The organism is Pseudomonas sp. NFACC02, assembly GCF_900110765.1.
Lineage (GTDB): Bacteria > Pseudomonadota > Gammaproteobacteria > Pseudomonadales > Pseudomonadaceae > Aquipseudomonas.
The window spans coordinates 114,849-129,755 of the sequence record NZ_FOEO01000006.1 but is presented as its reverse complement, the minus strand read 5'-3'; the positions used below and the strand labels follow the sequence as shown (position 1 = coordinate 129,755).

Below are 14,907 nucleotides of genomic sequence, written 5' to 3'. Positions count from 1 at the left end.
ATGAGGTGTTGCATGTCCGAGTCAACTCACGCGCGCATCCCTGCTGCGCCACCACGACAGCCCCTGCCACTGATGCAACTGATTCTGGTGGGCCTGCAACACGTCCTGTTGATGTACGGGGGTGCCGTTGCGGTGCCGCTGATCATCGGTCAGGCCGCTGGTCTCTCCCGTGAAGAAATCGCCTTTTTGATCAACGCCGACTTGCTCGTCGCCGGCATCGCCACTGTGGTGCAGTCGCTGGGCATCGGCCCCTTGGGCATTCGCATGCCGATCATGATGGGCGCCAGCTTTGCCGCGGTCGGCAGCATGGTCGCCATGGCGGGGATGCCGGGCGTGGGCTTGCCGGGCATTTTCGGCGCGACCATCGCCGCCGGGTTCTTCGGCATGCTGATCGCGCCGTTCATGTCGAAAATCGTCCGCTTCTTTCCACCGCTGGTCACCGGCACCGTCATCACCTCGATCGGGCTGTCGCTGTTTCCGGTGGCGGTGAACTGGGCAGGCGGCGGCAACAAGGCGGTCAGCTTCGGCGACCCGCTGTACCTCGCCGTCGCTGCGCTGGTGCTGCTGACCATCCTGCTGATCAACCGCTTCATGCGCGGTTTCTGGGTCAACATTTCGGTGCTGATCGGAATGGGCCTGGGCTACGTCATTTCTGGCTTCATCGGCATGGTCGACCTCAGCGGTCTGGCCCAGGCCGACTGGGTCAAAGTGGTCACGCCGCTGCATTTCGGCATGCCGCAGTTCAGTCTCGCACCGATCCTCTCGATGTGCCTGGTGGTAGTGATCATTTTCGTCGAGTCCACCGGCATGTTTCTGGCGCTGGGCAAGATTACCGACCGTGAAGTCACGCCCGGCATGCTGCGTCGCGGTTTGCTCTGCGATGCAGCAGCCTCGTTCCTCGCCGGTTTTCTCAATACCTTTACCCACTCCTCCTTTGCCCAGAACATCGGTCTGGTGCAGATGACCGGCGTGCGGTGCCGTTCGGTGACCATCGTCGCCGGCGGGTTTCTGATTCTCCTCAGCCTGCTGCCCAAGGCGGCCTATCTGGTGGCGTCGATTCCGCCGGCGGTCCTGGGCGGCGCGGCCATCGCCATGTTCGGCATGGTGGCAGCGACGGGCATCAAGATTCTTCAGGAAGCCGATATTTCGGATCGACGCAATCAGTTGCTGGTCGCGGTGAGTATCGGCATGGGCCTGATTCCGGTGGTGCGGCCCGAGTTTTTCAGCCAGTTGCCCCACTGGATGGGACCGATCACTCACAGTGGCATCGCCATGGCCACATTGAGCGCCGTGCTGTTGAACCTGCTGTTCAACGTGCTGGGCGGTGCCGAACGCGCGGCCATGGCCGGGCCGGCGCACTCTCACTAGATTCACTGCCCTGTTTTCGACTCGGGTGCTCTGTCGCAGAGCACTTGAGGACAGCTGTGCGAGTCAGTATCCTCCGCCGCCGCTCGAAATCAGCCCGGAACGACCGCTGACGCTAACTTGACTGGTCAGACAGATTCCCGACCCGTCTCCGCACACTCGCAAAGGCACGAAGAAACCCGTAAATCGACTGTTTTCCAAACAGCCGACAAGACTTTTTTGTCTTTTTTCAGGGTGTTGGCTCAGCTCTTGCTATCAACAAGAAGCTGACCAAACAGACAACTTAATCAGCAAAAAACAAGGCGCCGAACCAGAGCGTCAACCATGAGCAACGACGACTTTCACCTTAGGGAGTAACCGCATGAACCGCACACTTTCCAGCCTGATGGCCGCAGGCAGCCTGCTTGCTGCCGCCCCGGCCATGTCCGGCGATCTGTTGCAGTGGCAGAGCAACAGCCTGACGTATCTTTACGGCAAAGACTTCGCCGTGAACCCGGAAATTCAGCAAACCTTGACCTTTGAACATGCTGATGGCTGGAAATACGGCGACAACTTCCTGTTCGTCGACAACATCTTCTACAACGGCAAAAAAGATGCGGGCGTCGGCCATAACACGCTCTACGGCGAGTTCTCCCCTCGCCTGTCGATGGGCAAGATTTTCGATCAGAAATTCGAACTGGGTCCGATCAAGGACGTGTTGCTGGCGGGCACGTATGAGTTCGGTGAGGGCGATGTCGAGTCGTATCTGATCGGCCCCGGCTTTGACCTGAACATCCCGGGTTTCGACTACTTCCAGCTTAACTTCTACAAGCGTTACAACGACGGGCATCGTGCAGGCTATGGCGCCTGGCAGATCACCCCGGTCTGGTCCTACACCATTCCGGTGGGCAAGTCCGACATCCTGATCGACGGCTTCATGGACTGGGTGGTGGACAACAAGCAGTCCAACAGCAAAGGCGACTACCACTCCAACCTACACTTCAACCCGCAGATCAAATACGACCTGGGCAAGGCGATGAACCTGCCGGAAAGGCAGTTGTACGTAGGTATCGAGTATGACTACTGGACCAATAAGTACGGGATCAATGACACCCGTTATTTCGATACGGACCAGAACACCGCGAGTTTGTTGGTGAAAGTGTTTTTCTAAGCGCGCGAGCAGTGGCCCTTATCAGGGCCACTGCCGAGTGAAGATACATTTGACATCGAAACCGACACCGAAACCCTTCGGACCACAAACGACGGTATTTTCAGGGATTATCCATAACTTTTTACGGTTGCGGCCAGTGCGTGGCGTTTTAAAAACCTGATTGCCGCAGGCGCTTCCGTAACGTGGCTAATAGCTGCCACATCTTGAAACTTCAACTCCTCCATTTTCCCCCAATAAAGGGGGGCATGAGATTGCCACTCTATGTACGTTGACGTTTCCGTCACCCTGACGCCAGGCTTACCAGAAACCACACCATGCAATATTTCCCAACTCCCAGGCCGCATGCCAGTAATCAGGGGATATACATTATCCCGAATGGCCAAATCGCCTATCGTCAAATCGCGTTCCAGGCTGTCTACGGCCGTCATCGTCATGTACTGTCGTGAAACTTCCGGAATATAGAACGCTGCTCGTCCATAGTTAGGCGCTCCGCCGACCGTCACAGGATCATTAATAAGCTCCAATGCCCCATATACAGGTCGCGAATAGCGCTTGCCTTTATTTAGGCCTCCATCGGCAGCCTTGCGCGTCAACGAAAATTCTGAATGGGCATACTCAAACATTTGATTTTCCAGTTTGTCTCGCCATTCTGTATACGTATTGGCCCTGGGCGACACGGACCAAATATTGGCAATCGACTCACCTTCAAGTTTTTTTATTCGCTCAGGCCGAATATTAAAGGTCATTTTTGCGCTAGCCAATAATCGAACGCTTTCCTCCAGCAATTCGCCTATAGAATTGGCATGACCCGATTGAGTTCTTTTGATCAGCGCAGTCACAGCCAACGCTTTATCTCGTTCTTTTCTTTCCATGACTTTGGGAACTATATAGTTATCAAAGTGACTCATACTGGCGCTGATGAACTGTTGTTTGGTGCGTCGGCTTCCGCCAATTGGAGAGCACCCTGCGGTGTCTTTCATCAATCCGTTGGGATCCGTAAAGCAGACCGGGTTGTTTTCGACCATCTCATACCTGTTCAACCCATCCACATTCCCCGCCGGATCCGGACTGATCCACCGCTGCAACCACGGTGCGTAATACCGGAATCCGTAATAATAAAGTCCGGCCGCATCCCGCTCTTTACCCGAATAACGCACGACCTTGTATTTTGCCTCTACGGCACTGCGCCCTACCCACCACGCCGTACCGCCATACGGGTAATAGCCTTCATGGCTGATCAGGTTCGCGGCGTCATCGAGTTCCAGCGTGCTCGAGCCGAGATGATCACTGAGGCTGTAACGCGATTGGTCGTTCGCCAGGTCATTGGGCTTGCCCGAGTCCCAATGCAACACCCGCACGGTGCAACGTCCCGCCTCGACTGTCAGCACATGCCGAACCTCTGCAGTGGCGTCGTCGCGATGGATTTCCAGACCCGGCAAGTAACGAACTTCACCGGTCAGGATCCGACTGCGCGTCTGTGTATAGCGCACTTTGCGCACACGCTGGCTGTCACCGTCGTAACGATAAAGCTCACCATCGTTCGGGCCGTCGTCGCGAATGACTGAGGTGATATCGCAGAGCTGGTTTCGCGCATCCCAACCCATGGCTTGACCGGGTTGCAGCTCGATGAGATTGCCGTGCCCATCAAAGCTGGCAGTCATCTGCTCATCATCGGGAAGCGAACCGTCAGCACGCTGAGGCAGGCTGCGATTGCTGGTTGTTGATGTCGCCATGCGCCAAGTGTCGGTCCCGCTGTGATGACGGGCGATTAGATTGCCACCCATGTCGTAATCAAAGCGCTGTGTGTAATTGATCAGGCGACCAGGATCCAGCGGCAGGGTCTGAAACGAAGGCAGGTGCGGTCCATGATTGAACACTGCGACTTCTCGTCCCGTGGCTTCGATCAGTTGATACAAGCTGTCATAACGATAGCGATTGACCGGGTCGGTGCGCTGCTGGCTGAAATGCCCGGTCGATTGTGCGGCGTCTTCGATGCTCACCACGTTGCCAACCGGGTCGTAGGCGTAATTCAGGTCCTGGAATGTCCGCTCGGGAGACTGAGCCCGCAGCCTGAGCAAACGACCGTCTGCCGCGTCATAGACCGCGGTGCTGATGACGCCGTTGCCCGCCGTTTCCTGCTCCACAGCGCCCAATGCGTTGTAGCGGATATCACTGACCAGCGTCAGCGTCGATTCAGCGTTGGCCAGTTTCACGCTCATTTGTTTGAGCTGCCCGTCGCGCCCGTAATGCCTTAGTTGCCGGTGCCCTTGAGCGTCGCTGCTTTCAATCACATCGTCCAATGGACCGACCACACTCGACGACACATAGTTGTCAGTCTCAAGCCATGCATCACGCTCCGACATTGCAACGGGCCAGTCCGGCTGATCGAGTTCCAATAGAAAGCGCCGCTGTTGACGTAAACACGCACCCGTCAAACCAAATGCCAGAAAAGCGGAACTGCCCGCAGGATCATCCCTGCGCAGCAGTTGCCCGCACTGGTTATGCGCGGCGGATTCGGTGGAAGTGTCACCGTACGTAAAGCGCTCAACCGCTCTGGCAGCCTGCCCCTCCAATTGTTCGACCACCACCACAGGCCGTAACAGCGCGTCGTGGCTGATGGACGTTCGGTTGCCACGGCTGTCCCACGTCTCCAGCACCCGTCCCGATTCGCCCGACAGGTTCACCCGCCAGCCTGCATCGACGCTGACGGTAAGCAACGCTGGGCCGGAGAGCGCATGAATCGTCGACGTATGGGGATTATCAAGTCGTGAATCGAAGCTGGACACCAGGCGTCCGGGAATGTCAAAAACCTGCCTGACAAGCCGAGATTCGGCAGCCGACAGATCATCGGTGCGGCAGAAACGCACCTGGCGCACTGACAACCCACGGGCATCGATGACCATGAGTGAAGGCGTATGGGAGTGAAGGTTCATTGTGCCGACATCCGTGTCTGTGCCATGGATTAAGGCTAGACACGAACACGGCCTTGAGCGCTCAGGGCCGACGCACGGTCCTCATCTCTGCCCATTGGTACGGGCAATCCGCTCGCACGCTGTTCTGTACGTTACCGTCATACCCCTTGATCGAAAAAATCTCTATCAACGTGTATGAGTATGAACGTTCATTTCCTGCACTCCATGCATGAAACGGTTAACGAACACTGTCTGAAGCACTTCAATGATTGGCTGATCTTCTGGTGATCACTGTCCGCGACACGCTTATTTCCCTGGTTGGCACCCGTTCAAAACGTGGAAAGTACACCGCAGAACGGTGAGGTGGCGAAGTCGCTGGTAGGGGTGGCGCTTCACTGTCGCTCGACACAGAATTGGCGTTTACGGATGCAGGAAGAGCGCTGGTATCGAAAACCGAAGGCGTAACGTCGGCGGTTGAATGGCCGCCCCTGTCTACGTGATTGGTCGGACGGACGCTCAGGTATATGTCTATCGTCCCGCCCGACGTTTTTTTGTTTACGCTCATTATTTCCAATCCAAAATCAGTCATCAGACGATGACTCATTTTGCCAAGCGGTGCCGTGAGGAATTGCTCTTTGAAATCTTGTCCCTCGTTAAATCGTTTGGCGATCGCAAGTGTCTGACTGTTGTCAATCGTTTCAAGCTTCACGACAGAGGGCAAGTGGCCAAAAAATCCCCGTTTGGTTGCTACCTGCACATACTGTTCCTGAAACACCTCATTCGCGTAATACGCTTGATCATTCAAGGTCCTCTTATAAGCATGAATGATTGTCCATTTATGCGGTTTCATCTTGCTGGTGAATACGCTCTGGGTAGTACCTTCCCTCATACTGGAGCCAAAGATGCCAAGGCCCTGGTCTTTGTGCTTGAATTTTTTGACTGAGTCGTAGCGGTGAATCGCTTTATTACTCGCGTCTTGTAGACGATCCCGTAAGTCGCTCGAGAAATAGCTTATGTGTTCACCTCGATTGCCGTCGGGATCACGTTTGCTGACGGGACTTTGGCTCACGAACAGATAAAGATTCTTTCCATCAATATCCCCCGCAGGATCCGGATTAATCCAGCGCTGCAACCAAGGCGCGTAATACCTGGACCCATAGTAATAAAGCCCTGTCGCATCGCGTTCTTTCCCGGAATAACGCACGGTCTTGTAGCTGGCCTCAACAGCACTTCGCGCCGTCCACCATGCTGTGCCGCCAAACGGGTAATAACCTTCGTGGCTGATCAACTTGGCGTCTTGATCAAGTTCGAGGGCGCTAGAGCCCAGGTGATCACTGAGGCTGTAGCGCAGTTGATCATTCTCGACGCCGTCGGGTTTGCCGGACTCCCAATGCAATAGCCTCACGCTGTTGCGCCCCGCCTCTACCGTCAGCACATGCCGCACTTCACCGGTTGCCTCATTGCGATGAATTTCGAGCCCTGGCAAGTAACGCACCCGGGCTGTCAACGTGCGACTGCGCGTCAGGCTCACCCGCACCTTTCGCACCCGCTGACCCTCGCCGTCGTAGCGATAAAGTTCGCTGTCATCAGGCCCATCCTCGCGCTTCACCGCAGTGACTTCACTGAGTTGATTTCGCGCATCCCACATCATTGCCTGACCCGGTTGCAGCGCTTTTAAATTACCGTTGCCGTCGAAGGCTTCAATGATCTGTCCCTCGTCCGGCAGTGTTCCGTCTGCCTGCAGGGGCAGGCTGCGATTGCTCGTTGAGGACACCGCCATGCGCCAGGTTTCAGCGCCCGAGTGATGCCGCGCCAGCAAGTTTCCGCCAGCGTCGTATTCGAAGCGCTGGGTGTAATTGATCAGGCAACCGACATCCAGGGGCAGGGTCTGAAACGAAGGCAGGTGCGGTCCATGATTGAACACTGCGACTTCTCGTCCCGTGGCTTCGATCAGTTGATACAAGCTGTCATAACGATAGCGATTGACCGGGTCGGTGCGCTGCTGGCTGAAATGCCCGGTCGATTGTGCGGCGTCTTCGATGCTCACCACGTTGCCAACCGGGTCGTAGGCGTAATTCAGGTCCTGGAATGTCCGCTCGGGAGACTGCGCCCGCAGCCTGAGCAAACGACCGTCTGCCGCGTCATAGACCGCGGTGCTGATGACGCCGTTGCCCGCTGTTTCCTGCTCCACAGCGCCCAATGCGTTGTAGCGAATATCACTGACCAGTGCCAGCGTCGATTCAGCGTTGGCCAGTTTCACGCTCATTTGTTTGAGCTGCCCGTTGCGTCCGTAATGCCTTAGTTGCCGATGCCCTTGAGCGTCGCAGCTTTCAAGCACTTCGCCCAATGGACCGACCACACTCGACGACACATGACCTTCAACCTCAAGCCATGCATCACGCTCCGACATTGCAACGGGCCAGTCCGGCTGATCGAGTTCCAATAGAAAGCGCCGCTGTTGACGTAAACACGCCCCCGTCAAACCGAATGCCAGAAAAGCGGTACTGCCCGCAGGATCATCCCTGCGCAGCAGTTGCCCGCACTGGTTATGAGCGGCGGATTCGGTGGAAGCGTCACCGTACGTAAAGCGCTCAACCGCTCTGGCAGCCTGCCCCTCCAATTGTTCGACGACCACCACAGGCCGTAACAGCGCGTCATGGCTGATGGACGTTCGGCCACCACGGCTGTCCCACGTCTCCAGCACCTGTCCCGATGCGCCCGACAGCCTTACCCGCCAGCCCGCATCGACGCTGCTGCTGAGCAACGCTGCGCCACCGAGGGCTTGGATCGTCGAGGTATTGGGAAGATCAAGACGGGAATCGAAGCTGGACACCAGCCGACCGGGAAGGTCGAAAACCTGCCTGACAAGCCGGGGCTCGGCAGTCGACAGATCATCGGTGCGGCAGAAACGCACCTGGCGCACTGACAACCCACGGGCATCGATGACCATGAGCGAAGGCGTATGGGCGTGAAGGTTCATTGTGCCGACATCCGTGTCTGTGCCATGGATTAAGGCTAGACACGAACACGGCCTTGAGCGCTCAAGGGCGACGCACGGTCGTCAGCTCTGGCGGGCGCGAACCATCTGGGCGCTGGCGATGGGGAAACCGACCCCGACCACCATCAGGCTCCAGAGGATGTACTCCAGCCCAAACAGCAGAAACGCACCACCCACCATGAGCGTCGCCAGGCTGGGCACGCCCAGCGAGAGGATCAGTAAGGCGTGGGTTCCCAATTTTCGTTTGAAGGGTACTTTGGCGCTGAACACACACGTCAGCCACAAGTACAGCCAAGCGACGATGGTCAACAGATAAGCAAACAGGTACAACAAATCACCGGACATTCCGTATCCGTGCATAAAGCCTCTCCTTCCCTATCAGGCGGCAGTGATCAAGCGCCTTCGTCTGTCCACTGGCCGCTCGACAGTTTACATCTCGCTCACTCAGCGATAACCCCTCACCCGGCACGCTACGTCCCGAAAAAATGCCTGCCACGACACCGGGTAAAAACGGTCGGCGATTACCTTCAATAACGCTGGATTTCAACCCGTGGATGAGCTCGCTGATTCTGATCGACAGGTTCGCGGCGGCAGAGCACGCCTCAGGGATGGCCCTCCCAGGGCAACGGCTTGCCGGCACGTACCTTGGCGTTGAGCGAACGCAAAAGATCCAGAGGGTCCCGGTCCTTCATCGCATGGCTTTGTTCATCGACCCACGTCATGACCTGCTGCCGATCAAGCGACGGTCGACGATGAAGGATCTCTACCAACTGCCGCTCACAGTGTTGGGCATAGGCAACCACACTGGAAAACAAAGGGCTGTTCATTGTGCCGACACCTCGCCACCGAGTACGCGTTCAGGCCTTGAAAAGGCGCCAGATTTTTCCCGCTCCCATGACCACCGCCAACACAATACCACCGGCAATTATTCCCGCCACCGCATTGAGCAGCGTTGGCACGATAAACGATAGACCACCGGCGGCCGATGCCAGCCGCTCAATGCCATGGTGCAGCACAGGCAGACCGTGGGTCAGGATGCCTCCCCCCACCAGAAACATCGCCGCCGTACCAATGACCGACAGGCTTTTCATCATGTACGGAGCCGCGCTCAGTACGCCTCGCCCGAGCGCCCGTTGCATGCGCCGCAGTGCGCCCTCGCCTTTCAGTTCGCTGAGGTACAGGCCGCCGTCATCCAGCTTGACGATGGCACCCACCAGGCCATAGACACCGATGGTCATGACAATGGCAATGCCCGACAGCACGATGATCTGCTGCGTCAGCGACGCCTCGGCGACCGTGCCCAGTGTGATTGCGATGATTTCCGCCGAGAGAATGAAATCAGTACGCACCGCCCCCTTGATCTTGTCTTTCTCGAACGCCACCAGATCGGTCGCCGGGTTCGCCACCGCCTCGGTCAGTTGCGCATGCTCTGCCTGATCGTCCTGTGGGCTGTGCAGGAACCTGTGCGCCAGCTTTTCGAAACCTTCGAAACACAGATAGGCGCCGCCGAGCATCAACAGGGGCGTGACGGCCCAGGGAATGAATGCACTGATCGCCAGCGCTGCTGGCACCAGAATGAGCTTGTTGACGAACGAGCCTTTGGCGACGGCCCATACCACCGGCAACTCGCGCTCGGCACGTACGCCCGATACCTGCTGCGCATTGAGGGCGAGATCGTCACCCAGCACGCCGGCGGTTTTCTTCGCCGCCATCTTGGTCATCAGCGCAACGTCATCGAGGACGGTCGCGATGTCGTCGATCAATACCAGCAAACTGCTTCCTGCCATGTGCGATGTCCTGTTTCCGGGTTCGTGCGAAGTCATGAGGGTTGATTGCAAAGCATAACCTGTCGGGCCGTCGCTGGCCCCTCCAGCACCCGTCTTGAGCCTGCCGCGAGGCCGGTGCTACCATTCGCCACCGCCGAGCAGGCAAGGATATTCAGCTTTATGAGCAGCATCCGCGAGCGCAACAAAGAACTGATCCTGCGCGCAGCCAGTGAAGAATTCGCCGACAAGGGTTTCGCCGCCACCAAAACCAGCGACATCGCCGCCAAGGCCGGTGTGCCCAAGCCCAACGTTTACTACTATTTCAAGTCGAAGGAAAACCTCTACCGCGAGGTACTGGAAAGTATCATCGAGCCGATCCTTCAGGCCTCGACGCCCTTCAATCGCGACGGCGTGCCGGCCGAGGTGCTGAGCGGCTACATCCGCTCCAAGATTCGTATTTCACAAGAGCTGCCCTTCGCGTCCAAGGTCTTCGCGAGCGAAATCATGCACGGCGCACCGCACCTGACGCCCGAGCAGGTCGAGCAACTCAATGGTCAGGCCAAACACAATATCGACTGTATCCAGGGCTGGATCGACAACGGCCTGATAGCGCCGATCGATCCCCACCATCTGATGTTCAGCATCTGGGCCGCGACGCAGACGTATGCGGATTTCGACTGGCAGATATCGACGGTCACCGGCAAGCCGAAGCTGGACGACGCTGACTACGAAGCCGCCGCCCAGACCATCATTCGTCTTGTGCTGAAAGGGTGTGAGCCCGACCGCTGATTCCTAGACCGCCTTGCCGCTTTGCAGCGCCTTGTCGACACCGTCGAGCAGTTGACCAAAGCTCCAGGGTTTGCGAATAAAGGTAACCGCGTGCTGGACGCCAGAGCTTTCCGGCGTCTCGTGTCCCGACATGATGAGTATCGGAATCTGCGGCCATTTGTTGCCCGACAGGTTGGCCAGATCGGCACCGTTCAACGTGCCCGGCATCAGGATGTCGGTCAACAGCAGCGACACTCGGTCGGCGTGGTCGTCGAGAAATTTCGCGGCCTCGTCCGCGCTTTCCAGGGCATGGGTTGAAAACCCCTCGTCACCCAGAATCTCGCAGACAAAATCGCGAATGATCGACTCATCCTCCACCACCAGAATGAGTCCTTTTTGCTGCCCGTTTGCTGCCATTTGCGCTGCGTCCACCATAATTCTTCCCATTGCCTGCCCGGCCGGCCCTGTCCTGGACTCGGGTTGTTGTCCGTACTGTGAACGGCGCAAGCGCTGGAAATTCCATTAAGCGACGACATTTGGTCGAAACGGTTGTAACAGAGGGCAGGCGTAGAGACGCAACGGCCATTTGGCGGGCATGAAAAAACCCGCCGAAGCGGGTTTGTGCAAGACCGTCCAACTTCCTGTCGGCCGCCAATGCCTGGCAACGGTCGATCGTCCTTGATCCTGCAGCGTTCCGTCGCTGCAGTTGATGGGCCTAATGTACGTCGATAATGGGATCCAATCCATAGCGAAACGCTCGACTTGGTGTAAGCCTTTCGCCATACCTCTAACAATATGACGTCACCTCTTGGTCAACTCCTACGACGTTTAAGAATTATTCAACGACTTGTTGAGGAAATGCATTACAACGCTCTCAGGTTTGGCCTTAAGTAGCCGAGACGCTTATGACGGGCATGCTTTGCCAGCCACGGACGTGGAAGATTTGCTGTCACGCACACCGGGCTCAGAAACGGCTTGCGCAAATACAAGAACAACGAACGGAGTGACGGTTATGAATATGCGCAATTTTTCGATCAGCCGGCGTCTATGGCTGATCCTTATCGTCGCTGTGATGATGCTGTTCATGCTGGCGGTGGCCATGCTCAAACAAATCCACGATGACCTCTATGACGCCAAGGCCCAGAAGACCATGCACGTGGTGCAGACCGCCAGTGGCCTGCTCGACTATTACCACGGGCTGGAACGCGCCGGATCGCTGACCCGAGAACAGGCTCAGCAGCAGGCGATGGATGCCATTCGCGGGTTGCGCTACAACCAGACCGACTATTTCTGGATCAACGATCTGCGCCCGGTGATGATCATGCATCCGGCTAACCCCAAGCTGGTGGGTCAAGACTTGTCGGGCATCAAAGACCCCGATGGCTTTCAGGTCTTCAACGAGATGGTGACGCTGGCCAAGGCCAAGGGTGCTGGCCTGGTCCACTACCGCTGGCCAAAACCGGGGGCCAGTGATGCCGTGCAGAAAACCTCCTACATCTCGTTATTCACGCCATGGGGCTGGATCATCGGATCCGGCGTGTACGTCGACGATGTGCAGGCCGAGTTCCAGCAACAAGTGATCAAGGCACTGTCGATCAGCCTCGGCATCATTCTGGTCATGGCCGTGCTGCTGATGCTCATTGGCCGCAGCATTGCGGGCCCGCTGAAAACCACCGTGGACGCGATGGCCAATATCGCCAGCGGTGAAAGTGACCTGACCCGCAGCCTGGAAACCCAAGGCAACGACGAGATCACGCAACTGGCCACCCATTTCAATGCCTTCACCGCCAAACTGCGTCGGGTGGTCGGCGAGCTGCAACTGTCGGCCGCCGGGCTGGGGCAGGCGTCCAGCGAGCTGGGCAACAATGCCGTGCAGGCCCAGGAAAGGAGCCAGCAGCAGTCCCTGCAGATGGAACAGGTCGCCACGGCGGTCAACGAAGTGACCTATGGCGTGCAGGATGTGGCGAAAAACGCCGAGCACGCCGCCAGCGAGATGCGCAATGCCGAGTCCCAGGCGCAACAAGGTCAGGCCAATATCGACAGCAGCCTGAAGCAGATCGATCACCTGTCCGGCACCATCGACAAGGCCGTGGAGGTGATCCGTACGTTGTCCAGCGAAAGCACGCAGATCGGCGGCGTACTGGAGGTCATCAGTTCCATCGCCGAGCAGACCAACTTGCTGGCCCTGAACGCCGCGATCGAAGCGGCACGGGCAGGCGATCAGGGCCGAGGGTTCGCCGTGGTGGCCGATGAAGTGCGTCTTCTGGCGCAACGGACGCAAAAATCCACTGCCGAGATTCAGGCCATGATCGAGCGCCTGCAAAGTCACTCCGACGCCGCCGTGAAAGTGATCGGCGACAGCAGCCGCGCGTCGCAACTGACCATCGAGCAGGCCAATCTGGCTGGCCAGAGCCTGACCTCGATCAGCCAGGCGCTGCGCAATCTCAATGGCCTGAACGCCTCGATCGCGAGCGCGACCCTGCAGCAATCCCACGTGGTGGAGGACATCAACCAGAACGTTACGCAGGCGGCGCAGCTGTCGCAAAGCACAGCGGTCGCGGCCGAGGAATCAAGCGCGGCGAGCGCGCAGCTCAAAGGCCTGAGTGAACAGTTGAACGGGTTGTTGAGGCAGTTCAGGGTTTAATCGGTAGAAGCGATAGGGCCATAACTGGAAACACCTTATCAACCGGAGGATCCGGCTTTTATGGTGTGCATTTCTACTATTCGGGGTGACGCTGAGGGTTTGGTTTGTCCTAACGGCCAAACTGTTCCGCCTTCGGCGGGTTACTTGAAAAGACACCAAGTAACCAAGTGTCCTACAGGGTCTGGATTGGCTCACAAACTGGTGTCCAGGCCGCAGACCTGTGGGATTCAGCTTGCTGACGAATGAGATGGGGCATTCAGCACTGATGAAACTGGCCCACTCCCATCGTGAGCAAGCTGATTGTTCCCTCGCTCCGCGCACGGCCTTGCTCACAACAGCAGACTCAGCCACTATGTATACAATAAAAACAAATATTGAATACATGCATGGAAATCCTAAAAGCTGCTCCTTCCTCCCATTGCCCCGACTGGGCCGAAGCCCTGCTTAACGGCTTCAGTCAGGTGCTGCTCCAACGCAACCCGGTGTGCGGCCTGTTTTGCCTGCTGGCGATTCTGATCAGCGCACCCTCCTCCCTCGGCGGCGCATTGCTCGGCGCGGTGGCCGGTCTGCTGACGGCACAACGTCGTGGCTACGCCAAGCCCGAGCGCCAGTCCGGCGTCTACAGCTACAACGGTGTGCTGCTGGGCCTGCTGATCGGTTACCGATTTGAATGGTCTCCATTGTCGCCGTTGCTGATCATTGCCTGTGGCGGGCTCAGCGCGATGCTGATGCACGCCTGGCTTCAATGCACACCACGTGCTTCCTGCCTCAAGGCGTACACGGCCCCCTTCGTGCTGTTCAGTTGGTTGCTGTTGATGTTCGCCGCGCCGCTGCCGGGCCCGACGTCCGCCGACGCCACACTGATTCAGGCGTTACCCGCCGGTCTGGGTCAGGTATTTCTGCTGGATCACCCACTCGCTGGCGTGCTGATCGGGATCGGTTTGCTCATCGCCAATCGCACCGCCGCGCTGTGGGCGGCGGTGGGCTGCATCAGCGGTGTCGCGTTCGCGATGTGGCAACAGGAAAGCAATCTCGCGCTGCTCGGGCTGTCCGGTTACAACCCGGCGTTGGCGGCGCTGGCGTTCAGTCATGCGCGGTATAAACCCTGGCTGCCCGGCCTTGCGATCCTGCTGGCAATTCTCCTTCAGCCGGGTTTCTCGGGTCTGGGCCTGGCGACGCTGACCGCGCCGTTCATCCTGGCGTGCTGGCTGGTTCAGGCCGGGGGCAGGCTGTTGAAGCAATCAGCCAACGATCTGCGGTTGCGCTCCTGAGCGGTTTGTCACAGGCTCTCCCGACCTTGCACT

Annotated in this window: 11 protein-coding genes and 1 pseudogene; 6 read left to right on the top strand and 6 right to left on the bottom strand. The window is 57.7% G+C overall.

From position 1 onward, the window contains the following. The first annotated feature begins 12 nt into the window (after positions 1-12). On the top strand, positions 13-1,368 hold the full coding sequence (locus tag BMY73_RS07975; RefSeq protein ID WP_092406252.1) for a nucleobase:cation symporter-2 family protein: 1,356 nt from the start codon (positions 13-15) through the stop codon (positions 1,366-1,368). 358 nt (positions 1,369-1,726) lie between these two features. Beyond that, on the top strand, positions 1,727-2,515 hold the full coding sequence (locus BMY73_RS07970; protein ID WP_092406250.1) for an outer membrane protein OmpK: 789 nt from the start codon (positions 1,727-1,729) through the stop codon (positions 2,513-2,515). A gap of 107 nt (positions 2,516-2,622) precedes the next feature. Here BMY73_RS07970 and BMY73_RS07965 read toward each other — a convergent pair whose 3' ends face one another. The 5 genes from BMY73_RS07965 to BMY73_RS07945 all read right to left on the bottom strand — a co-directional run bounded on the left by BMY73_RS07965 (position 2,623) and on the right by BMY73_RS07945 (position 10,212). After that, positions 2,623-5,448, bottom strand: a complete 2,826-nt coding sequence (locus BMY73_RS07965; RefSeq protein ID WP_092406248.1) for an RHS repeat domain-containing protein — start codon at positions 5,446-5,448, stop codon at positions 2,623-2,625. A 241-nt stretch (positions 5,449-5,689) separates the two neighbouring features. Further along, the gene (locus BMY73_RS07960; RefSeq protein ID WP_092406246.1) at positions 5,690-8,407 is read right to left on the bottom strand and encodes an RHS repeat domain-containing protein; all 2,718 of its coding nucleotides are present in this window, start codon (positions 8,405-8,407) and stop codon (positions 5,690-5,692) included. 81 nt (positions 8,408-8,488) lie between these two features. Continuing rightward, positions 8,489-8,785, bottom strand: a complete 297-nt coding sequence (locus BMY73_RS07955; protein ID WP_062385913.1) for a hypothetical protein — start codon at positions 8,783-8,785, stop codon at positions 8,489-8,491. Between the two features lie 242 nt (positions 8,786-9,027). Beyond that, positions 9,028-9,252, bottom strand: coding sequence for a hypothetical protein (locus BMY73_RS07950; RefSeq protein WP_062385915.1), 225 nt, complete (start codon positions 9,250-9,252; stop codon positions 9,028-9,030). A 30-nt stretch (positions 9,253-9,282) separates the two neighbouring features. Beyond that, positions 9,283-10,212 carry a DUF808 domain-containing protein gene (locus BMY73_RS07945; RefSeq protein ID WP_062385916.1) on the bottom strand — a complete coding sequence of 310 codons (930 nt, stop codon included), beginning with the start codon at positions 10,210-10,212 and terminating at the stop codon, positions 9,283-9,285. 159 nt (positions 10,213-10,371) lie between these two features. On the opposite strand from BMY73_RS07945, the gene BMY73_RS07940 reads away from it, so the two are divergent. Then, on the top strand, positions 10,372-10,980 hold the full coding sequence (locus BMY73_RS07940) for a TetR/AcrR family transcriptional regulator (RefSeq protein ID WP_062385918.1): 609 nt from the start codon (positions 10,372-10,374) through the stop codon (positions 10,978-10,980). Positions 10,981-10,983: 3 nt separating this feature from the next. Here the strand turns inward: BMY73_RS07940 and BMY73_RS07935 are convergent, their stop codons facing one another. After that, the gene (locus BMY73_RS07935; protein WP_062385982.1) at positions 10,984-11,376 is read right to left on the bottom strand and encodes a response regulator; all 393 of its coding nucleotides are present in this window, start codon (positions 11,374-11,376) and stop codon (positions 10,984-10,986) included. Positions 11,377-11,971: 595 nt separating this feature from the next. Here BMY73_RS07935 and BMY73_RS28770 point away from each other — a divergent pair. From BMY73_RS28770 to BMY73_RS07925, 3 genes and pseudogenes are all read left to right on the top strand, one after another. After that, positions 11,972-12,745: pseudogene (locus BMY73_RS28770) on the top strand (cache domain-containing protein); the annotation flags it as partial. Positions 12,746-12,868: 123 nt separating this feature from the next. Beyond that, entirely contained in the window at positions 12,869-13,603 is a 735-nt protein-coding gene (locus tag BMY73_RS28765) for a methyl-accepting chemotaxis protein (RefSeq protein WP_370588154.1), read from the top strand. A gap of 386 nt (positions 13,604-13,989) precedes the next feature. Continuing rightward, a complete protein-coding gene (locus tag BMY73_RS07925) occupies positions 13,990-14,874 on the top strand; it encodes an urea transporter (RefSeq protein WP_062385922.1) in 885 nt (294 codons plus the stop codon). The last annotated feature ends 33 nt before the right edge of the window (positions 14,875-14,907 follow it).

What these genes read in the sequence shown, in the direction of transcription:
- BMY73_RS07965 (WP_092406248.1), bottom strand. Translation starts at nt 5,448, where the DNA reads ATGAACCTTCACTCCCATACGCCTTCACTCATGGTCATCGATGCCCGT.
- BMY73_RS07960 (WP_092406246.1), bottom strand. Translation starts at nt 8,407, where the DNA reads ATGAACCTTCACGCCCATACGCCTTCGCTCATGGTCATCGATGCCCGT.
- BMY73_RS07970 (WP_092406250.1), top strand. Translation starts at nt 1,727, where the DNA reads ATGAACCGCACACTTTCCAGCCTGATGGCCGCAGGCAGCCTGCTTGCT.
- BMY73_RS07945 (WP_062385916.1), bottom strand. Translation starts at nt 10,212, where the DNA reads ATGGCAGGAAGCAGTTTGCTGGTATTGATCGACGACATCGCGACCGTC.
- BMY73_RS07975 (WP_092406252.1), top strand. Translation starts at nt 13, where the DNA reads ATGTCCGAGTCAACTCACGCGCGCATCCCTGCTGCGCCACCACGACAG.
- BMY73_RS07935 (WP_062385982.1), bottom strand. Translation starts at nt 11,376, where the DNA reads ATGGCAGCAAACGGGCAGCAAAAAGGACTCATTCTGGTGGTGGAGGAT.
- BMY73_RS07940 (WP_062385918.1), top strand. Translation starts at nt 10,372, where the DNA reads ATGAGCAGCATCCGCGAGCGCAACAAAGAACTGATCCTGCGCGCAGCC.
- BMY73_RS07955 (WP_062385913.1), bottom strand. Translation starts at nt 8,785, where the DNA reads ATGCACGGATACGGAATGTCCGGTGATTTGTTGTACCTGTTTGCTTAT.
- BMY73_RS07950 (WP_062385915.1), bottom strand. Translation starts at nt 9,252, where the DNA reads ATGAACAGCCCTTTGTTTTCCAGTGTGGTTGCCTATGCCCAACACTGT.
- BMY73_RS07925 (WP_062385922.1), top strand. Translation starts at nt 13,990, where the DNA reads ATGGAAATCCTAAAAGCTGCTCCTTCCTCCCATTGCCCCGACTGGGCC.
- BMY73_RS28765 (WP_370588154.1), top strand. Translation starts at nt 12,869, where the DNA reads ATGGAACAGGTCGCCACGGCGGTCAACGAAGTGACCTATGGCGTGCAG.